This window comes from Verrucomicrobiia bacterium (assembly GCA_035495615.1).
Lineage (GTDB): Bacteria > Omnitrophota > Omnitrophia > Omnitrophales > Aquincolibacteriaceae > DATJFP01.
Map to the genome: position 1 here is coordinate 53456 of DATJFP010000041.1, position 15318 is coordinate 68773.

18 protein-coding genes and 1 riboswitch are annotated in these 15318 nt (G+C 59.4%); of the genes, 6 read left to right on the forward strand and 12 right to left on the reverse strand.

Features of this window, described 5'->3' with window-relative positions; genetic code table 11:
- The first annotated feature begins 6 nt into the window (after positions 1–6).
- A complete protein-coding gene (locus VL688_05845) occupies positions 7–1071 on the forward strand; it encodes a sulfate/molybdate ABC transporter ATP-binding protein (protein ID HTL47569.1) in 1065 nt (354 codons plus the stop codon).
- A 7-nt stretch (positions 1072–1078) separates the two neighbouring features.
- Here the strand turns inward: VL688_05845 and VL688_05850 are convergent, their stop codons facing one another.
- The 11 genes from VL688_05850 to VL688_05900 form a co-directional block, all read right to left on the reverse strand.
- Complete coding sequence (locus tag VL688_05850; protein ID HTL47570.1) at positions 1079–1525, reverse strand: DUF5329 family protein; 447 nt, start codon at positions 1523–1525, stop codon at positions 1079–1081.
- 16 nt (positions 1526–1541) lie between these two features.
- Entirely contained in the window at positions 1542–2429 is an 888-nt protein-coding gene (locus VL688_05855; protein HTL47571.1) for a lysophospholipid acyltransferase family protein, read from the reverse strand.
- 25 nt (positions 2430–2454) lie between these two features.
- Positions 2455–2928, reverse strand: coding sequence for a DNA starvation/stationary phase protection protein (locus VL688_05860; protein HTL47572.1), 474 nt, complete (start codon positions 2926–2928; stop codon positions 2455–2457).
- 11 nt (positions 2929–2939) lie between these two features.
- The gene (locus VL688_05865) at positions 2940–3605 is read right to left on the reverse strand and encodes a glutathione S-transferase family protein (GenBank protein ID HTL47573.1); all 666 of its coding nucleotides are present in this window, start codon (positions 3603–3605) and stop codon (positions 2940–2942) included.
- A gap of 68 nt (positions 3606–3673) precedes the next feature.
- Positions 3674–4471, reverse strand: a complete 798-nt coding sequence (gene otsB, locus VL688_05870; protein ID HTL47574.1) for a trehalose-phosphatase — start codon at positions 4469–4471, stop codon at positions 3674–3676.
- Positions 4471–5952, reverse strand: coding sequence for a trehalose-6-phosphate synthase (locus VL688_05875; GenBank protein HTL47575.1), 1482 nt, complete (start codon positions 5950–5952; stop codon positions 4471–4473). Before VL688_05875 ends, otsB begins: the two co-directional genes overlap by 1 nt.
- Before the next feature lie 52 nt (positions 5953–6004).
- A riboswitch (cyclic di-AMP (ydaO/yuaA leader) is annotated at positions 6005–6136 on the reverse strand.
- A 37-nt stretch (positions 6137–6173) separates the two neighbouring features.
- Complete coding sequence (locus tag VL688_05880; GenBank protein ID HTL47576.1) at positions 6174–6734, reverse strand: hypothetical protein; 561 nt, start codon at positions 6732–6734, stop codon at positions 6174–6176.
- Entirely contained in the window at positions 6731–7327 is a 597-nt protein-coding gene (locus VL688_05885; GenBank protein ID HTL47577.1) for a DUF1579 family protein, read from the reverse strand. The genes VL688_05880 and VL688_05885 overlap by 4 nt, the downstream gene beginning before the upstream one ends.
- A 13-nt stretch (positions 7328–7340) precedes the next feature.
- On the reverse strand, positions 7341–8066 hold the full coding sequence (locus VL688_05890; protein HTL47578.1) for an RluA family pseudouridine synthase: 726 nt from the start codon (positions 8064–8066) through the stop codon (positions 7341–7343).
- A gap of 55 nt (positions 8067–8121) precedes the next feature.
- Complete coding sequence (gene treS, locus VL688_05895; protein ID HTL47579.1) at positions 8122–9768, reverse strand: maltose alpha-D-glucosyltransferase; 1647 nt, start codon at positions 9766–9768, stop codon at positions 8122–8124.
- Positions 9769–9913: 145 nt separating this feature from the next.
- Positions 9914–10126: a hypothetical protein gene (locus VL688_05900; protein HTL47580.1), complete on the reverse strand. Its 213-nt coding sequence runs from the start codon at positions 10124–10126 to the stop codon at positions 9914–9916.
- 152 nt (positions 10127–10278) lie between these two features.
- On the opposite strand from VL688_05900, the gene VL688_05905 reads away from it, so the two are divergent.
- The 4 genes from VL688_05905 (at position 10279) to VL688_05920 (ending at position 13309) form a co-directional block, all read left to right on the forward strand.
- Complete coding sequence (locus VL688_05905) at positions 10279–11187, forward strand: LysR family transcriptional regulator (protein ID HTL47581.1); 909 nt, start codon at positions 10279–10281, stop codon at positions 11185–11187.
- Between the two features lie 129 nt (positions 11188–11316).
- Complete coding sequence (locus VL688_05910) at positions 11317–11814, forward strand: hypothetical protein (GenBank protein HTL47582.1); 498 nt, start codon at positions 11317–11319, stop codon at positions 11812–11814.
- Positions 11811–13091 carry an outer membrane beta-barrel protein gene (locus VL688_05915; protein ID HTL47583.1) on the forward strand — a complete coding sequence of 427 codons (1281 nt, stop codon included), beginning with the start codon at positions 11811–11813 and terminating at the stop codon, positions 13089–13091. The genes VL688_05910 and VL688_05915 overlap by 4 nt, the downstream gene beginning before the upstream one ends.
- 2 nt (positions 13092–13093) lie before the next feature.
- Positions 13094–13309, forward strand: coding sequence for a hypothetical protein (locus tag VL688_05920; GenBank protein ID HTL47584.1), 216 nt, complete (start codon positions 13094–13096; stop codon positions 13307–13309).
- Positions 13310–13321: 12 nt separating this feature from the next.
- Here the strand turns inward: VL688_05920 and VL688_05925 are convergent, their stop codons facing one another.
- On the reverse strand, positions 13322–13648 hold the full coding sequence (locus VL688_05925; protein HTL47585.1) for a hypothetical protein: 327 nt from the start codon (positions 13646–13648) through the stop codon (positions 13322–13324).
- A gap of 106 nt (positions 13649–13754) precedes the next feature.
- On the opposite strand from VL688_05925, the gene VL688_05930 reads away from it, so the two are divergent.
- A partial coding sequence (locus tag VL688_05930) for a hypothetical protein (GenBank protein ID HTL47586.1) occupies positions 13755–15318 on the forward strand: 1564 nt, incomplete at its 3' end.

Here is a 15318-nt window from a genome sequence, read left to right on the forward strand (position 1 = left end):
TGATGCGTGAGCATTAAAGTCCAGAACGTAACCAAAAAATTCGGGGATTTCACGGCGCTCAAAAACATCGATCTGGATGTGCCGAACGGCGAACTCGTCGCGCTTCTGGGACCGTCGGGGTCCGGAAAGACCACGCTGCTGCGCATCATTGCCGGCATCGAGCATCCGGATTCCGGCACCGTGCTTTTTTCCGACGAAGATACGAAGGGGCTCAAAGCCTCGGAACGCCGCGTCGGCTTCGTCTTCCAGCATTACGCGCTTTTCAAGCACATGACCGTTTTCCAAAACGTGGCCTTCGGCCTCGAGGTGCGTCCTAAGGATTTGCGGCCTTCCCGGCGCGAGATCCAGCGGAGAGTCCTGGAGCTCTTGAAGCTCGTGCAGCTCAACCGCATGGCGCACCGCTATCCTTCCGAACTCTCGGGCGGCCAGCGCCAGCGCGTGGCCCTGGCGCGCGCGCTCGCCATCGAACCGAAAGTTCTGCTCCTCGACGAGCCGTTCGGAGCGTTGGATGCGAAGGTCCGCCGCGACCTGCGGCAGTGGCTGCGGCGCCTGCATGACGAGATTCACGTGACGAGCATTTTCGTGACGCATGACCAGGAAGAGGCGCTGGAAGTTTCGGACCGCGTGGCGGTCATGAACGACGGAAGGATCGAGCAGGTCGGAAGCCCGGACGAAGTTTATCATCACCCGGCCAGTCCCTTTGTCTACAATTTCCTCGGCAACGTGAACCTGTTCCACGCGCGCATCGAAGACGGCAGGGCCGTCCTGGGCGACGCGTCCCTGAAGCTTCCTTCCAAACAGGAAGCCGAGACGAAAAAAGCGGCCGTTTACATCCGCCCGCACCTTCTGGACATTGCCCGGGAATCCCGGGACAAAAACAGCCTCAAGGCCACGGTGCAGTACATCAACCTGGCCGGCCCCTTCGCGAAAATCGAGCTGACCAACGAAGCCGGCGATCTCATCCGCGTCGAACTCACGCACGACCGCTTCCGCGAACTGGGCCTGAAGAAAAGCGAGGATGTTTTTCTGGTGCCTCGGGAAATGAAAATCTTCGACGACTTCTCAATCTGACAAGGTTTCAGGAAGAGGCGGCCGGCGGCGAAGAAATAAATTCCCTTTCCCGCGTCAGCACGTCCGTCAAAAGGCGGGACTCTCCGCCGCAGGTAACGTGGTAAGGCTTGCCGGTCGTTGAAGACCTCGAGGCCACTTTGGCAATGAACTCTTCGGCTGTCTTATAAGATCCGCGCCATGGCGGCGTCATCATTTTCATGCGGAGAAACCGCGACGCGTCCTGTCCGCGATAGAGCTCTCCGTTCCTCTCGAATTCGCACGACGACTCCGTCATCCTTTCCAGGAGGTAATAGATTTTTTCCATTTCACTCTGGCTGAGCCTTGGATGCTTTTTCTGGTATTCCTCGACGGATGCCGGGCTCGGGGCTGGGTCAAGATACGGCGCCTTTTCCCCCGCGTAAAGCAGCGGGCACAGCGCGAACAAAAAAAGAATGAGGCTGGTTGATTTTTTCATCGTTGCTCCGGGGAGTTTACGCCCTCAAAGAAGAAGGCTTGTCTTTCCAGCGCCGGTGTCCCCACATCCATTGCTCCGGATATTTGAGGATTTGGCGCTCGAGAAGGCGGTCCAGCTCGCGCGTCGTCGCGGTTTCCCAATCGCCCTCCGGCTCCTGGACCGGAACTTCCGGATGAATCTGGATCTCGTATTTCCACGGCGCGGTACGGACGCAATACGCGGGCACGAGAGCGCATCCGGTCCGCTTCGCAAGGCGCGCGGGAATCGACGTCGTGGAAGTCTCCGCGCCGAAAAGCGGGCTCCAGATTCCTTCCGGCCCCGCCCACTGGTCGATCAGGATGGCCACGCCGTGGTCTTCTTTCAGTTCCTGCAGCACCTTGCGGGTGGAATTATTTTTCAGGATCGGCGTGACGGTCATCACGCGCCGCAGCGCGTCGATTTCGCGGTTCATGAACGGGTTCTTGATGTGCTTCACCACGACCGACCAGCGCTGGCCGGTCAGGAAAGGCAGGAACGACAAATATTCCCAGGAACCGATGTGGGAAATGACGAGCACCACGCCGTTCCCCCGCGCAAAGGCCTTTTCCAGGACTTCATTGCCCATGAGCGAAAAATGTTCCCGGGCGCGCGCCGCGATTCTCCGGACCAGAAACAGCTCGGCAATGGAAAGCGCCGCGTGCTGGAATGCGGCGCGCACGAGATTTTTTTTCTGCGCATCCGAGAGGCTGCTGCCGAAGGCTTTGTCGATGTTCGCCGCAGCCACTCCCCTTCGCTTCGGCATGAAAAGGCAGGATAAATCACCGGCGCGGCGCGTGATCCACTCGAGGGCATTCAAAGGAAGCCTTCCGGCGGATGCCACCAGCGCTCTCGCGAGCAGGGATTGCAGGTAGTAAAGGAACGTCAAAAAAACCCTCCGTCCGCGCGGACGATTATTCCAGGTAAGAACGCAGCATCCAGGCCATTTTTTCGTGCTGCTCCATGAGGCCGGTCAGGAAATCCTGCGTGCCCATGTCCCCGTATTTTTCCCCGGTGGTCTGGACATCGCCGCGGAGCTGCTGGATGACGGCCTCGTGGTCTTTGAGAAGATTGTCGATCATGGTCTTGGCCGAAGGCTGCTCCCCCGGCGCTTCGGAAAGCCGCGTCGCCTTCAGGAATTCTTTCAGCGTCCCGAACGCAAGCCCCCCCAGCGCGCGCGCCCTTTCCGCGGTCTCGTCGATGATCTCGTCGAGCTCTTCGTACTGCGCCTCGAAAAATTTGTGAAGCTCGCTGAAGTCGGGGCCCACCACGTTCCAATGATAATTGCGGGTCTTGGTATAAAGGACGTATTCGTCCGCCAGCAATTTGTTCAGAATCTCGACCGATCCTTCCCTGTTTTTTCCCTGCAATCCGATGTCGGGCTTCATAACTCTCCTCCTTACGACGGTTTGACTTCCAGATCCGGAATGATTTCTTTTTCCCTGCGCGCGGCCGCCACCCATTCTCGCACCGCGGGAAGGGAAAGCACGCTCTCGGCATAAGCCCGCGACACGGGATCGAGTTTCACGCCGTAAGTCCTGAAGCGCAGGCAAATGGGCGCGTACATGGCGTCCGCCGCGGTAAAGGCCCCGAACAGAAACGGGCCTTTTTTGCCGTAACGATTGCGGCATTCTTTCCAGATCGAGGTCACGCGGTTAACGTCCGCCTGGACCGGCGCGGGAAGCTTCTTCAAAGGGATAGATGCGCGGCAATTCATGGGCATGTGCCGGCGCAGGTTCACGAAGCCCGCGTGCATCTCGTTGGCGACGGCGCGCGCTTCCGCGCGGGACGCCGGGTCCGCCGGCCAAAGCCGGGCCTGCGGGAATTTTTCCGCGGCATACTCGCAGATAGCCAGCGATTCCCAGACCTTGACCTTGCCGTCGAAAAGGATGGGCACACGGCCCGCCTTGGAATAGCTGTCGATCTTTTTTCCCGAACCTTTTTGATGGATCGGGATCCTGACCTCGCGGAATGGGGCTTTGGCCTGCTTCAACGCCAGCCAGGGGCGCAGCGACCACGACGAATAATTTTTGTTTCCGATCACAAGCGTCAGGTTGTTTTTCATGCCAAACCCTTTCTCAGGGAGTCAAGTATAGGCCCGGACAACGGGAGGGTCAAGAATTCCGGCGGGGGTCAGGCGCCGGCTTTGATGTTCTTCAGGCGTTCCAAAAAACGGTAAACTTCCGACGGCGATTTGAGGCGGAAGCGCGCCGCAGTCGGCTTTCCGGAGGTTTTCGAGACCCGCACCGCGAGCCCATTGCCGCGGATGGTCCTGAACGCGGCCTCATCCGTCGCGTCATCGCCGATGTAGATTGGGGCCACGCCGCTTCCGGCCTTGAAACGCTTCAGCAGCCATTTGACGATGCAGGCTTTATCCCATGAAACCGCGGGCCGGATCTCCCAGACTTTCTTGCCTTCGGTCAGCACGATCCGGTGCCGGCGGCGCCACTGACGGAAAATTTCCGAGAACCGCTTTTTAATTTTGGCGACCTCCGCGGCCCGGACCTTGCGGAAATGCACGCTGAGCGTCAGCTTTTTATCTTCGATCCAGAGGCCGGGAACGTTCCCGAGTTTTTTTTGCAGATCCCGGGCCAGGTCTTTCATGACCGGGCGCAGCGCGTCGGCGCCGGAATTCACATAGCGGACTTTCGGGCCTTCCAGCTCGAGGCCGTGATTGCCCGCGACCATAAGCCGGGGAATCCCGATTCTTTTTTTCACGTCGCCGAGCTCGCGGCCGCTGACCACGGCCACTTCGATGAACGGCTCGAGCGAAGTCTCGCGGATCAGCCTGCGCTGCTCGCGGGAGATGCGGGCTTTTTTCGGATTCTTGACGATCGGCGTGAGCGTGCCGTCATAATCCAGGAAAAGGACGATCTTCTTGCCCCGGATGCGCGGCTTGATCTCCGCCCATTTTTCCAGCAAGTCCTGCATCACGCCTCCTGGAATTCGAATTTCAAGAGCTGGGACAGGACCTTTCCCGCCCAGCGGAAAATGTTGGAGTACGACACGGTCTCGCGCATCTTGCGCATCCTTTTTTCCTGCTCTTCGGCGCTCATCTGAAGCGCCTGGCAAAGCGTGTCCGCGAGGGACTCGGGATCGAAGGGATTCATGAGCAGCGCCTCGGTCAACTCGCGCGCCGCGCCGGTGAACTGCGAAAGCGCGAGCACGCCTTTCATGTCGGAGCGGCAGGCCACGAATTCTTTCGCGACCAGGTTCATGCCATCGTGCAGCGAGCCGACCAGGCAGACGTCCGCCATGCGGTAAAGCGCGAGGATATCCGAATACGGCATGTAGGCGCGCGTGAAGATGACCGGGGTCCAGGCGTCCTGGCCGTGCTTCCAGTTGATGCCTTCGACGAGCGCGTTGATCTCGTCGTTCAACTGCTTATAGCGCGGGATGTGAAGGCGGCTGATCTGCCCGAGCTGGAAAAAGACGACCTTCTGTTTGAACTCGGGATATTTTTCCAGGAAGCGGTCGTAGGCCCGCAGCTTTTCGGGAATGCCTTTGGTGTAATCGATGCGGTCCACGCCCACGATGAGTTTCATGCCCTGGAGGGCATGTTCGTCGCGGATTTCTTCCGCGCGCTTCAGGAAAGGCGCGGACTCGGCGCGGCTGGAGATCGTGTCGAAATCAACCGAGATCGGAAACGGCCGCACCAGCGTCTCGTGGTTCTGGTAGATGACCGAATTTTTTTCCCGGTCGATGCGGCTTTCCAGTTCGCGGTCCACCGTCGCCATGAAGTTGTCGCTGTGGTATTTGACCTGGAAGCCCACCAGGTCGCAGGCGAGAAACCCTTCCAGGATTTCTTTTTTCTGCGGGCAGATGCTGAAGACTTCCGCGTTCGGCCACGGGATGTGCCAGAAAAGAGAGATGACCAGGTTCGGCTTTCCGGCTTCGCGCAGGTATTTGGCGGCCAGCGCCAGATGAAAATCCTGCAGCCAGACAAAGGCCTTCTGGTCCCCCACTTCTTCGAGGATGCGGTCGGCGAAAAGGCGGTTGACCTTCTGGTACGCGCGCCAGTCCTGTTCGAGAAAAATCGGGCGGTTGTAAGCGATGTGGCAAAGCGGCCACAGGCCCTGGTTTGAGTAACCGTAATAGTACTGGTCGCGCTCTTCTTTCGACAGGAAGATGCGCTGTAAAAAATAGGACGGATCTTCGGGCGGCATCTTGACCTTGCCGTCCGGCCCCACGGTGCGCAGGTCCTGCTCGCTCGTGCCCACGGCCACCCAGGTGCCGTTGACCGCCTGCATAACCGGGTCGAGAGCGGTGACAAGGCCTCCGGGCTCACGCTGGCACACGATCTTGCCGGCCTTGAGCGTATGATGATACGGCTGGCGGTTGGAGGCGATGACCAGCCGGTAGTCCGACATCCGTTCCTTGAACGTATTCTGAAGCGTTTCCTTAGTCCACATGTTGTCCTTTCGGCGAGGGAAAAAGAGAGGAGGCCGGAGAATTCCGGATGGGAATAGAGCTCTTAATCCCTACGAGGTTAGCTGTCGGGCTCGGTTAAGAGTAACCGCTCCGCCTTTCGGCGGTTCGCCCCTGAACTTGGGTCCCCCGTTTTCCCGGCAAGCCGGAAAATTCGGTTTTTTGATTCTAGCTTAAGAGAAGCCGTTTTTCTTCGGGGTTTCCCTTAAAAATCGGACGCATCGTCGGGGATTCCCTTACCCGCGAGGATGGATTCGACGCCTTGCGGGACGTAACGGAAGCGGGCCTGAATGTGCTGGTAATCATTGTCGCGGGAAAGGCTGGAGAGCTGGGTCAGGATGGTTTGATAATTAGGATCGCCTTCGACTTTCTGCTTCAGCTTGTCGAGCGCCTTCTGCCGTTTTCGGAAGACCTTGCTCCCGGCGGCGATCGCGGCTTCGTCCTCGCCGGTCCACGGGAAATTCACGAAGGCGTTGAAACCCTGGTTGCGCACGATTCTTTCCGGCGCATGCGTCATCAGATAATAAAACCGTTCGCTTTTCTGGTCGGCCACGGCAAGCTGGTATTCCAGGCTGTCCTGGATCAGGTCCTTCAGGTCATGCAGATGCAGGCGCACGAGATGATGGAACGCCACCTGGATTTTTTTCTGAGACTTGATGTAGTACTCCCAGGCCGGGTCCTGCGGAGCGGGCGCTTCCGCGGCGGCCGCGCGCGCGGCAAGAGAAAGAAAAACACCGAGCATCAAAAAAGAAATCTTCCGGGTCATGGGTTTACCGGCTGCTTGTCATAGACGATTTGCAGCGACGGGTATTCCTTTCCGTCCGGGCCTTTGAGGAACAACTCGTACGTGTAGCGGTCTGAGTCCACGCTGTGCCACTCGGCGCGGAAATCCGCTTTCTTCCCCTCGGGCAGGTTGATCGTCCCGGTTTCGTAGATCGTGCGCCGGGTCGCGTCATAGGTGCCGGTGGAAATCTTCATGCCCGTGCCGCGGTTGTCCATGCGCGTGGAAACGTACGCGGCCGCGGCGGAATCGTAGCCCGTGATGCCGATGCTTTCCAGCTTGTCTTCGTTTCCCTGGATCGGCGCGCCGCGCGACTCCTGATAAAGGAAGCGGCCGCCCAGGACCCAGTAATTCGTGTTCTTGCCTTTGGATTGATACGGCTCGGTGACGGACGCATCCGGCCAGAAAAGGACCGTGTTGTTCCAGTTGCCTTCGAAAGCCGCGAGGATCTTGTGCTGCGGGCCGGGCATGCGCGACTCCTCGGTCTGGGCCGGCGCCGGATCCTGCGCCCGGCCGCTGCCGGCCAGCATTATCGCAAGCACCGCCGCGAACGCCAAAATTTTTGTCCCGCGTTTCATGTCGGTTCCTTTCTTAGCTCAAAACGTCCAGCACGCCGCGCAGCTTTTCCGGCAGCGGCGACTCGATGCGCACGCTTCCGGTGCCGGGAAGCTTGAGTTCGAGGCCTTTCGCGTGGAGGAAAAGGCGCCGCAGTCCGACCTGGCTGCGGAGTTTTTTGTTTAGCTCGAAATGGCCGTAAATTTCGTCTCCCGCGACAGGCCAGCGGCGGGCCGCGGCCTGGACGCGGACCTGGTGCGTCTTTCCCGTGATCAGCTCGATCTCCAGAAGCGAAAGCGCGTGCCGCGGAAAAAAACGCATCACGCGGTATTTGAGCTTCGCGTTCGGCGGGCCTCCGAGAACGCGCGAACGCACGCGGCCTTTTTGTTTCGCGACGCCGATCTTGTCGTTCCAGCGCCCCTGGCCCGGCAGGACTTTGCCCGCGACAAGTGCGTCGTAAATTTTCCGGACCTCGCCCGTTTCGAAAAGCTCGCGGCAGGCGCGCGCCGCGGATTTCTCGCGGGCGGCCAGAAGCACGCCGGACGTATCCTGGTCCAGGCGGTGGATCAGCCAGATCTTCCCGCGCGACGTTTCGAAAGAGCGCTCTTCGAAATCATACGCGCCCTCGAACGCGGAACGCGCTTTGGCGGTGCCCGGATTCGGATGCGAAAGCACGCCTTCGGGCTTGTCGACGGCCAGGAGTCCGTGAGCGTCGTAAAGCACGGGGCAGGAGGTCACCGAAGCGGATGGAGCAAGCGTCATGTCGGCAGTCTAATGAGCCATGGGGCTAAGTCAAACTTTTATTTTGCCGGAAAATTCACGCTGCGGCGCCCGGAGGCACGAGGCGGAACCAGTAAAATCCATGCGGGGCAAAGGTCAGAAAATAAGGCAATTCACCGATGGGCGGAAAGCTCACGTTGCCCATCAGCTCCACGGGAACGTGGTCTTTGTAGCGCGCCAGATTCAATTCGACCGGCTGCACGAACCTCGAGAGGTTGTTCACGATGAGAAGGATCTCGTCGCCGTAAGCGCGGACGTAGGCCAGGATCTTCGTGTTCTTCGAGTCCAGGAATTCCATGCCGCCGCGGCTAAACGCCTTGTGCTTTTTGCGGACGTTGATGAGCCTTTTCATCCAGCTCAGGTACGACGTCGAAGTCCTTTTCTGCGCCTCCATGTTCACGGCCTGGTAACCGTATACCGGGTCCACGATGAGCGGCGCGTACAGCCGCGCCGCGTCGGCCGACGAAAACCCTCCGTTGCGTTCCCCGGACCACTGCATGGGCGTGCGCACGCCGTTGCGGTCGCCGAGGTAGATGTTGTCGCCCATGCCGATCTCGTCCCCGTAATAAACGACAGGCGTTCCCGGAAAGCTGAAGAGGATGCTGTTGAGGAGTTCCAGCTGCCTGCGCCCGTTGTTCATGAGCGGCGCCAGGCGCCGGCGGATGCCCAGATTGAGTTTCGCCTTGGGATCGGTCGCATATTCCTTGTACATGTAGTCGCGCTCTTCGTGCGTGACCATTTCCAGCGTGAGCTCGTCGTGATTGCGGAGGAAGATCGCCCACTGGCAGTTTTCGGGAATCTCCGGTGTCTGTTTGATGATGTCCACGACCGGCGTCCGGTCCTCTTTGCGGATGGCCATGAAAAGGCGCGGCATCAGCGGGAAATGAAAGGCCATGTGGCATTCGTCGCCGCCGCCGAAATACGGGCGCACGTCGGCCGGCCACTGGTTGGCCTCGGCCAGCAGGACGCGCCCTGGGAAATCTTTGTCCATCTTCGCGCGAACCGCTTTCAGGTAAGCGTGGGTCTCCTGCAGGTTTTCGCAATTCGTGCCTTCCCTTTCGAAAAGGTAGGGCACGGCGTCCAGGCGGAACCCGTCGACGCCGGTTTTCATCCAGAAGGTCAGCACCTGGAACATGGCCCGCCGCACGGCCGCGTGATCGAAATTAAGATCGGGCTGATGGCTGAAAAAACGGTGCCAGTAATATTTCTTGGCTTTTTCGTCCCAGCTCCAATTGGACGACTCCGTGTCCGTGAAAATAATGCGCGCCTCTTTGAATTTTTTAGGGTCGTCCGTCCAGACGTAATAATCCCTTTCCGCGGCCTTGGCCGACGCGCGCGCCTTCTGGAACCACGCGTGCTGCTCGGAGGTATGGTTCATGACCAGTTCGATGAGGACGCGGATGCCGCGCTTGTGCGCCTCGCGCACGAATTCCCGGAAATCCTTGAAGGATCCGTATTCCGGAAGGATCTTGCGATAGTCGGAGATGTCGTAGCCGTCGTCCATGAGCGGCGACTGGTAGAAAGGAAGGAGCCAGAGGCAGTCGACGCCCAGCCCCTGGAGATAATCGAGCTTCTGAATCAGCCCCTGAAAATCGCCGATGCCGTCCCCGTTCGAATCAAAAAACGAACGGACGTGAAGCTCGTAGATGATCGCGTCTTTGTACCACAAAGGGTCGTTTTCCATGATCCTGTCCGCACTGCCTGGAAAAGTTTGTTTCTATAGTAACACGGCCAGTCAAGCCGGTCTCGCAGCGAACGTCGGGAAAAGGCTCTATTTTCCGGCGGGGATTGCCTTCAAAGGCGGGCAAGCGGGGCGGAAACCGACAGGATCATTCCCGCAAATCGATCAGTTTTTTGCGGACAAGATAAAGGAGGACTTCGGCAACGATATCCGGCTCATTGAGCACGAAGTCGTTCAGCCTCACGAAACGCCCCAGAACGCCTCTCAGGGATTCCATGTCATGCTTTTCCCCAGGCATACCCAGGGCTTCGAGGTCTTTGCGCAATTTATCGTTGGGGTAGGACTTTTCGGTAGGTGTCATGGCGCCGATGCCTGATGGCCCCTGTCGCGCCCCGGCTTTAGCATGGAGACGTTAGCTTAAAGGGGCATTAAAGACCAAATATAAAAATGTTATGTTGGGGATTCGCAATTATGCATGGGAGGCCTGGTTTCTGATTAAGGTATAGTGCGCTGATGCTGCCCTTCAACTTTCATCATCTCTATTATTTTTATACGATCGCCAACGAAGGCTCGATCTCAAGGGCTTCGAAATACCTTCGCGTGTCCCAGCCCGCGCTCAGCTCGCAGCTCAAGAAATTCGAAAGCAACATGGAGCTGGACCTCTTCCACCGCGAAGGAAAATCGCTCGTTCTTTCGGACCAGGGCCGCATGGTCATGGCGTACGCGAAAACGATTTTCGATGCCGGGCAGGAGCTGTATGATTGCCTCAGGAACGTGTCGAAGAACGGGAGAATTCATGTACGGATCGGCGTCGCCACGTTTTCGCCTAAGGCCTGCACCACGTCGCTCGTGAATTTTTTTCTGGATAAGGAGCCGCAGGCCCACATCACGCTGGAAGAAAACAAGCTGGACGTCCTGGCCGAAAAACTGAACGATCACGTGCTCGACATCGTCATTTCCGACGTGCCCTTCGCGGCCCGCGCGGGAAGCTCGATCCAGAACAAAATCGTGGCACACGTGCCGATCTTGTTCTGCGCGCACAAGGAAATCGCGCGCAAAATAAAGAAGCTCCCGGCCGGCTTGAATGGCATCCCGCTCATCCTGCCGCCCAGCATGTCGCCCATTCACGGGGCCGTGCAGGAATACCTGGTCATGCACAACTTGAAGCCCCACCTGAGGGCGGAGATCGAAGATCCGGAAGTCATCGGCAGGATGCTCGCCGCCAGAAAAGGGGTTTCGGCGTTGAACTGCTACACTCTCTTCCAGTCGCCCTGGAAGGAAGAACTCGTGCCGATCGGCCCGCCGCTCGAGATCGAAGACACGATTTTCCTGATTACGAAAAAAAGAAAAGCGTCCCACCCCCTCCTGCAGCATACCCTCGAAAACTTCACGCTTAAGCTGCCGTCACGCTGCCGTTTTTAGAGACTCGCCTTCCCGCCTGCCGCGAAAAAGCCGCCCAGCCTCCCGCAAGGAAACATTTGACGAAAAAAGGCAGTTCCCTATACTAGTCCCCACCTGGAAAGCACCTGAACCCTAACAACGGAGGCCCCCGTGAAAACACCGTCCTTATGGAGCGCAGGGCTGCTTTCAATCCTCGCGCTTGCCTTGTTCTCTTCACCCCCAGCTCTTTTAGCCGACGATGCGTCCGCACCCATGCCGCTCGAAAACTCGACGGACTTTGCGCGCATCGCCAACAACTCCTTCCCCGGCATTGCCCAGCCCATGCGGTCGACGACGTCCGCCGAGGCCTCGAACGGCACGCCGTCCGGGCAGGCTCTCGAAAACGAGCCTGTCGGCGACGAGATGACATGGAAGCAATATAAGGAAGAGTACGACAAGCTCATGCAGATGGACCCTTCCCAGATCGGATTCTGGGAATGGCGCAACAGGCTGGAGGAGCTGCGCTGGAAATTCGTCCGCTCCGAGCAGCGGCGCGGCCACGGCTACGACCAGAAGAAAACTACCCTTCAGGATTACCGCCCCATCGACGTCCGGGCGATCCAGATCGAAGAAGGCCGCATCCCGGGCCGGGAGGATTCGAATCCATGAAAACACTCCGCACCCGTTCTTTTTCGGTCACGCTTTTACGGCTTTTCCTCGCGGTTATTTTTTGCGCCGGCCTCGTGCTTCCCGCGCATTTCGCCGCGGCGCAGGAAACGAAGGCAGGAACGATCCTCGACCGCATCGATGATTTCATGAACGAAGGCCCCATCGCGCGCATCAAGTCGCAGCTGCAGAGAAATTACGGGCTCATGATCAACCCGTATTTCAAAACCGGCTTCGAGTACACGAGCAATGTGTTCAAGATCCCGCGCGGGCCGCGCACGCAGGACGAGCTGTGGACCTTCTCCCCCGGCTTCAATGCGACGCATACCAGCAAGTACGGGGAAATCGGGCTCAATTACGAAGCCCAGCTCCGCTACTTCACGCGCCAGGAAAAGCAGAACCAGCAGGACCAGTCTTTCGGCGTCTACGCCAACCTGTTTCCGGCGGACGGGTTCAACCTCAAACTGTCGGAAGAACTGGTGCAGCAGGGTAGCACGGCCGGCGCTCCCGGGGTGGAACCGCTGGATTCTTCGGACAACACGGTGCGCGCGAGCCTGATCTACGACGTGGATGAAAATCTCACGGGCGAGCTCGGGTATAAAAACTTTTCGCGCCACTACGCCGGGGACACCTTCGAGTCCTTCAGCTACTACGAAAACGAATATTTCGTGGAAGGACAGTACAAGGTCGCGGAAAACCACACGGTGATCGCGGGCTATCATCTCGGCACGATCGATTACATCGAGACGTCCAGCCGCAACGCGATTTACCACCAGTTCCCGGTCGGCATGCGCGGCATGCTTCCTTACGGCGTCGAGTACGACGCCACGGTCGCGGCCTACGTCCGCAACCAGGAAGCCTCCGCCCGCAACGATTTCTTCTGGTTCACCGGCTCGATCGACCTGAAGAAAAAAATCACGGAGAAGACGTCCGTCGGCGCGGGCTTCATCCGCCGGCCCGTCGAGTCGACCTACGACAACGCGGAAGTTTCCGACGACAAGACGTTTTACGCCAACCTCACGCACCGGTTTACGCCGCGCGTGCGCGGGCGCTTCGACATCTCGCACACCAACCGCGATTTCGAGAACAGCGCCACGATCGGAGGCGTGACCGTGAAACGCGACGACGATCTTTTCGCGCTCGGCGTGGGCCTGGATTACGCGCTGCGCAAATGGATGATCGTGAACGTCGATTACCGTGTCGAACGCCGCGATTCCAACCTGTCGACATTCGACTACACGGAAAACCGGCTCCTGGTCGGCGCGACGGTTCCGCTCTAGTCATGAAAAAAACCGCGGCGCTCTCTGTGCTTTTGCTCGCCGCGTTTCTTGCCGCATCTCCGTCTCTTTGGGCCATGGGCAAACGGCCCAAAGAGGCGGCGGACGCGCCCCGCGAAACAAAGTCCTTCCGCGAAATGACCGCCAAGGAACCGCCTCCCGACGCGCGCGACGCGCAGGTGACGGCAGGATTGATCCCCGAAGAAAAAAAGGAAAGCTGATCCGGAAGGTTGTTAAGTGCTCTTAGGCTGGGGCGCCGGAAGGTCCAGGATGCTCACGAAGGCGGCGCTCTTGTCTTTACCATCCTGGTAATTAATCCTCACCTCATCGCCCGCCACGACTTCATTTGCCGGACGCACGATCACGAGCTGAGTTTGGGGAGAGAGAGAAAACGTCTGATCCGCGGCCTGGCCGGAATCCTTGTCGTAAACCGTGACCACCATCTTCCCGTCCGCGATGGATTTGACCATCCCATAGGCTTCTTTCAGAGGGGCTTCTTCGGCAAAAGCTGCGGTTGAAAAAACACTCAGAGCGGCGAGGATCACAATGGCATGGCGCATGGGGTTTCCCTCCGGTTAGGGCGAATCAGAATAGCTCAGGGCCCCGGACTTTGTCACGCAAAAACTTCCCCTTCGGCCCTGGGCCCCATGCTACAATTCCGCCATTATGGCCGCCCCGCTACGCCGGTTTGTTCATGCCTCTCTCGCCGTCGTTTTCATCGTTTCCTCATATTCCTCTTACGCGCACGCTAATCCCGAAGAAATCGAACAGCATCAAGACGCCGAAAACGACGACGATAACAGCATTTCCCATCACACCAACCGCGGCGGCGGCCAAGGCCTTTCCGGAATTTCCTGGACCGACGACATCCAGTGGAAAGAGGGCCAAGAAAAGACCGACGGCTCGTCCACGGAAAACGACGAGCAGCGCAGAAGGCGCGAAGAACGCGAGCGCAGGAAACGCGAGAAGGAAGAAAAGAAACAGCACGAACGCGAAGAGCGCGAGAGAAGGCAGCGCGAACGCGATGAACGCCGCCGCCAGGAACGGGAAGACCGCGAGCGCCGCGAGCAGGAACGCCGCGACAGGAACCGCCGCGGGCCCGCGCCGGCGCCCGCTCCCCGCCCGCCGATCCGGACTTCCAGCGACAGCGATACCGCGATGGCCCGCTGGCTGAGGTCCATGGGCTACGGTCCCGCGGACTGGATGAAACTTTCCCCGGCCCTGCGCAACGAATTGAACCGCATGGCCATGCAGGACATGATGAAGGCGCGCAGCGGCATGCCCTCCACCCTGCCGCCCAGCCCGGAGATGCGCGCGGCGCTCCAAAAATTGATGGAAGGCGCGCGCGCGGGCGGCGCGGCTTTCGGCAATGCCCGTTCGTGGATGAACAGCGAGGACATGCAGGGCGGAAATTCCATCCAGGGTCTGAGAAATCTCCTGCAGGGCGGGGCCTCCGGCGGCGGCGGCAGCTTCGTCACCGAAGACGGACGCACGGTCACGCCCCAGCCGCCGACTGAGTTCGGCCCCTGGCCCGGCGAAACCGAAGAGGAATGGGTCGAGCGCCTGGCGCAAAACCTCTGGCAGTCCACCTACGACAAAGCGCTCTGGGACATCCAGCAGCAGCGCATCGCGCGCGAGGCCATGGGCTACCGCGAATCCTCGATCAACGAATACCAGCGCAGGCTCGCGGCCCAGCAATCGGGTTATGACCCGCAGGTGGAAGCCGACAAAGCCTACGCGCAGTGGCTGGCCGACCTCGCGGCCAAAAACGCGCAGGACCCGCAGTACCGCGAGTACCTGAAAAACGCGAGCGAAGAAGATCTGGCCAAGCAAAATCTGAACCGCGACGGCACCATGCGCGTGCACATGGGGGTCGCCCACCGCGGCGAAGGCATGGGGCCTCAGCTGGATTTCTCGAAGCGCGATGCCGCGGACGCGGCCGAGCGCCGGGCACAGACAGCTTCGCTTCAAAGGCAGCGGGCCGAAACAGCGGCGCAGCTTGCGCGATGGGACGCCGAACGCGCGCAGCGCTCCGAGCAGCGGGCCGCGGACAACGAGGCCCGGCGCCAGCAGCGCATCGCCGACGCCTCGGCGCAGCGCGCGGGACAGCCGGCCGCGGCGCGCGAACCGGCCACGGCCACCTGGGTCGACGGCCAGGGCAACACCGTGCACTGGACCAGTAATAACGGAAGAAGCACGGTGACCACGATCGACGGCCAGGGCCATGCGG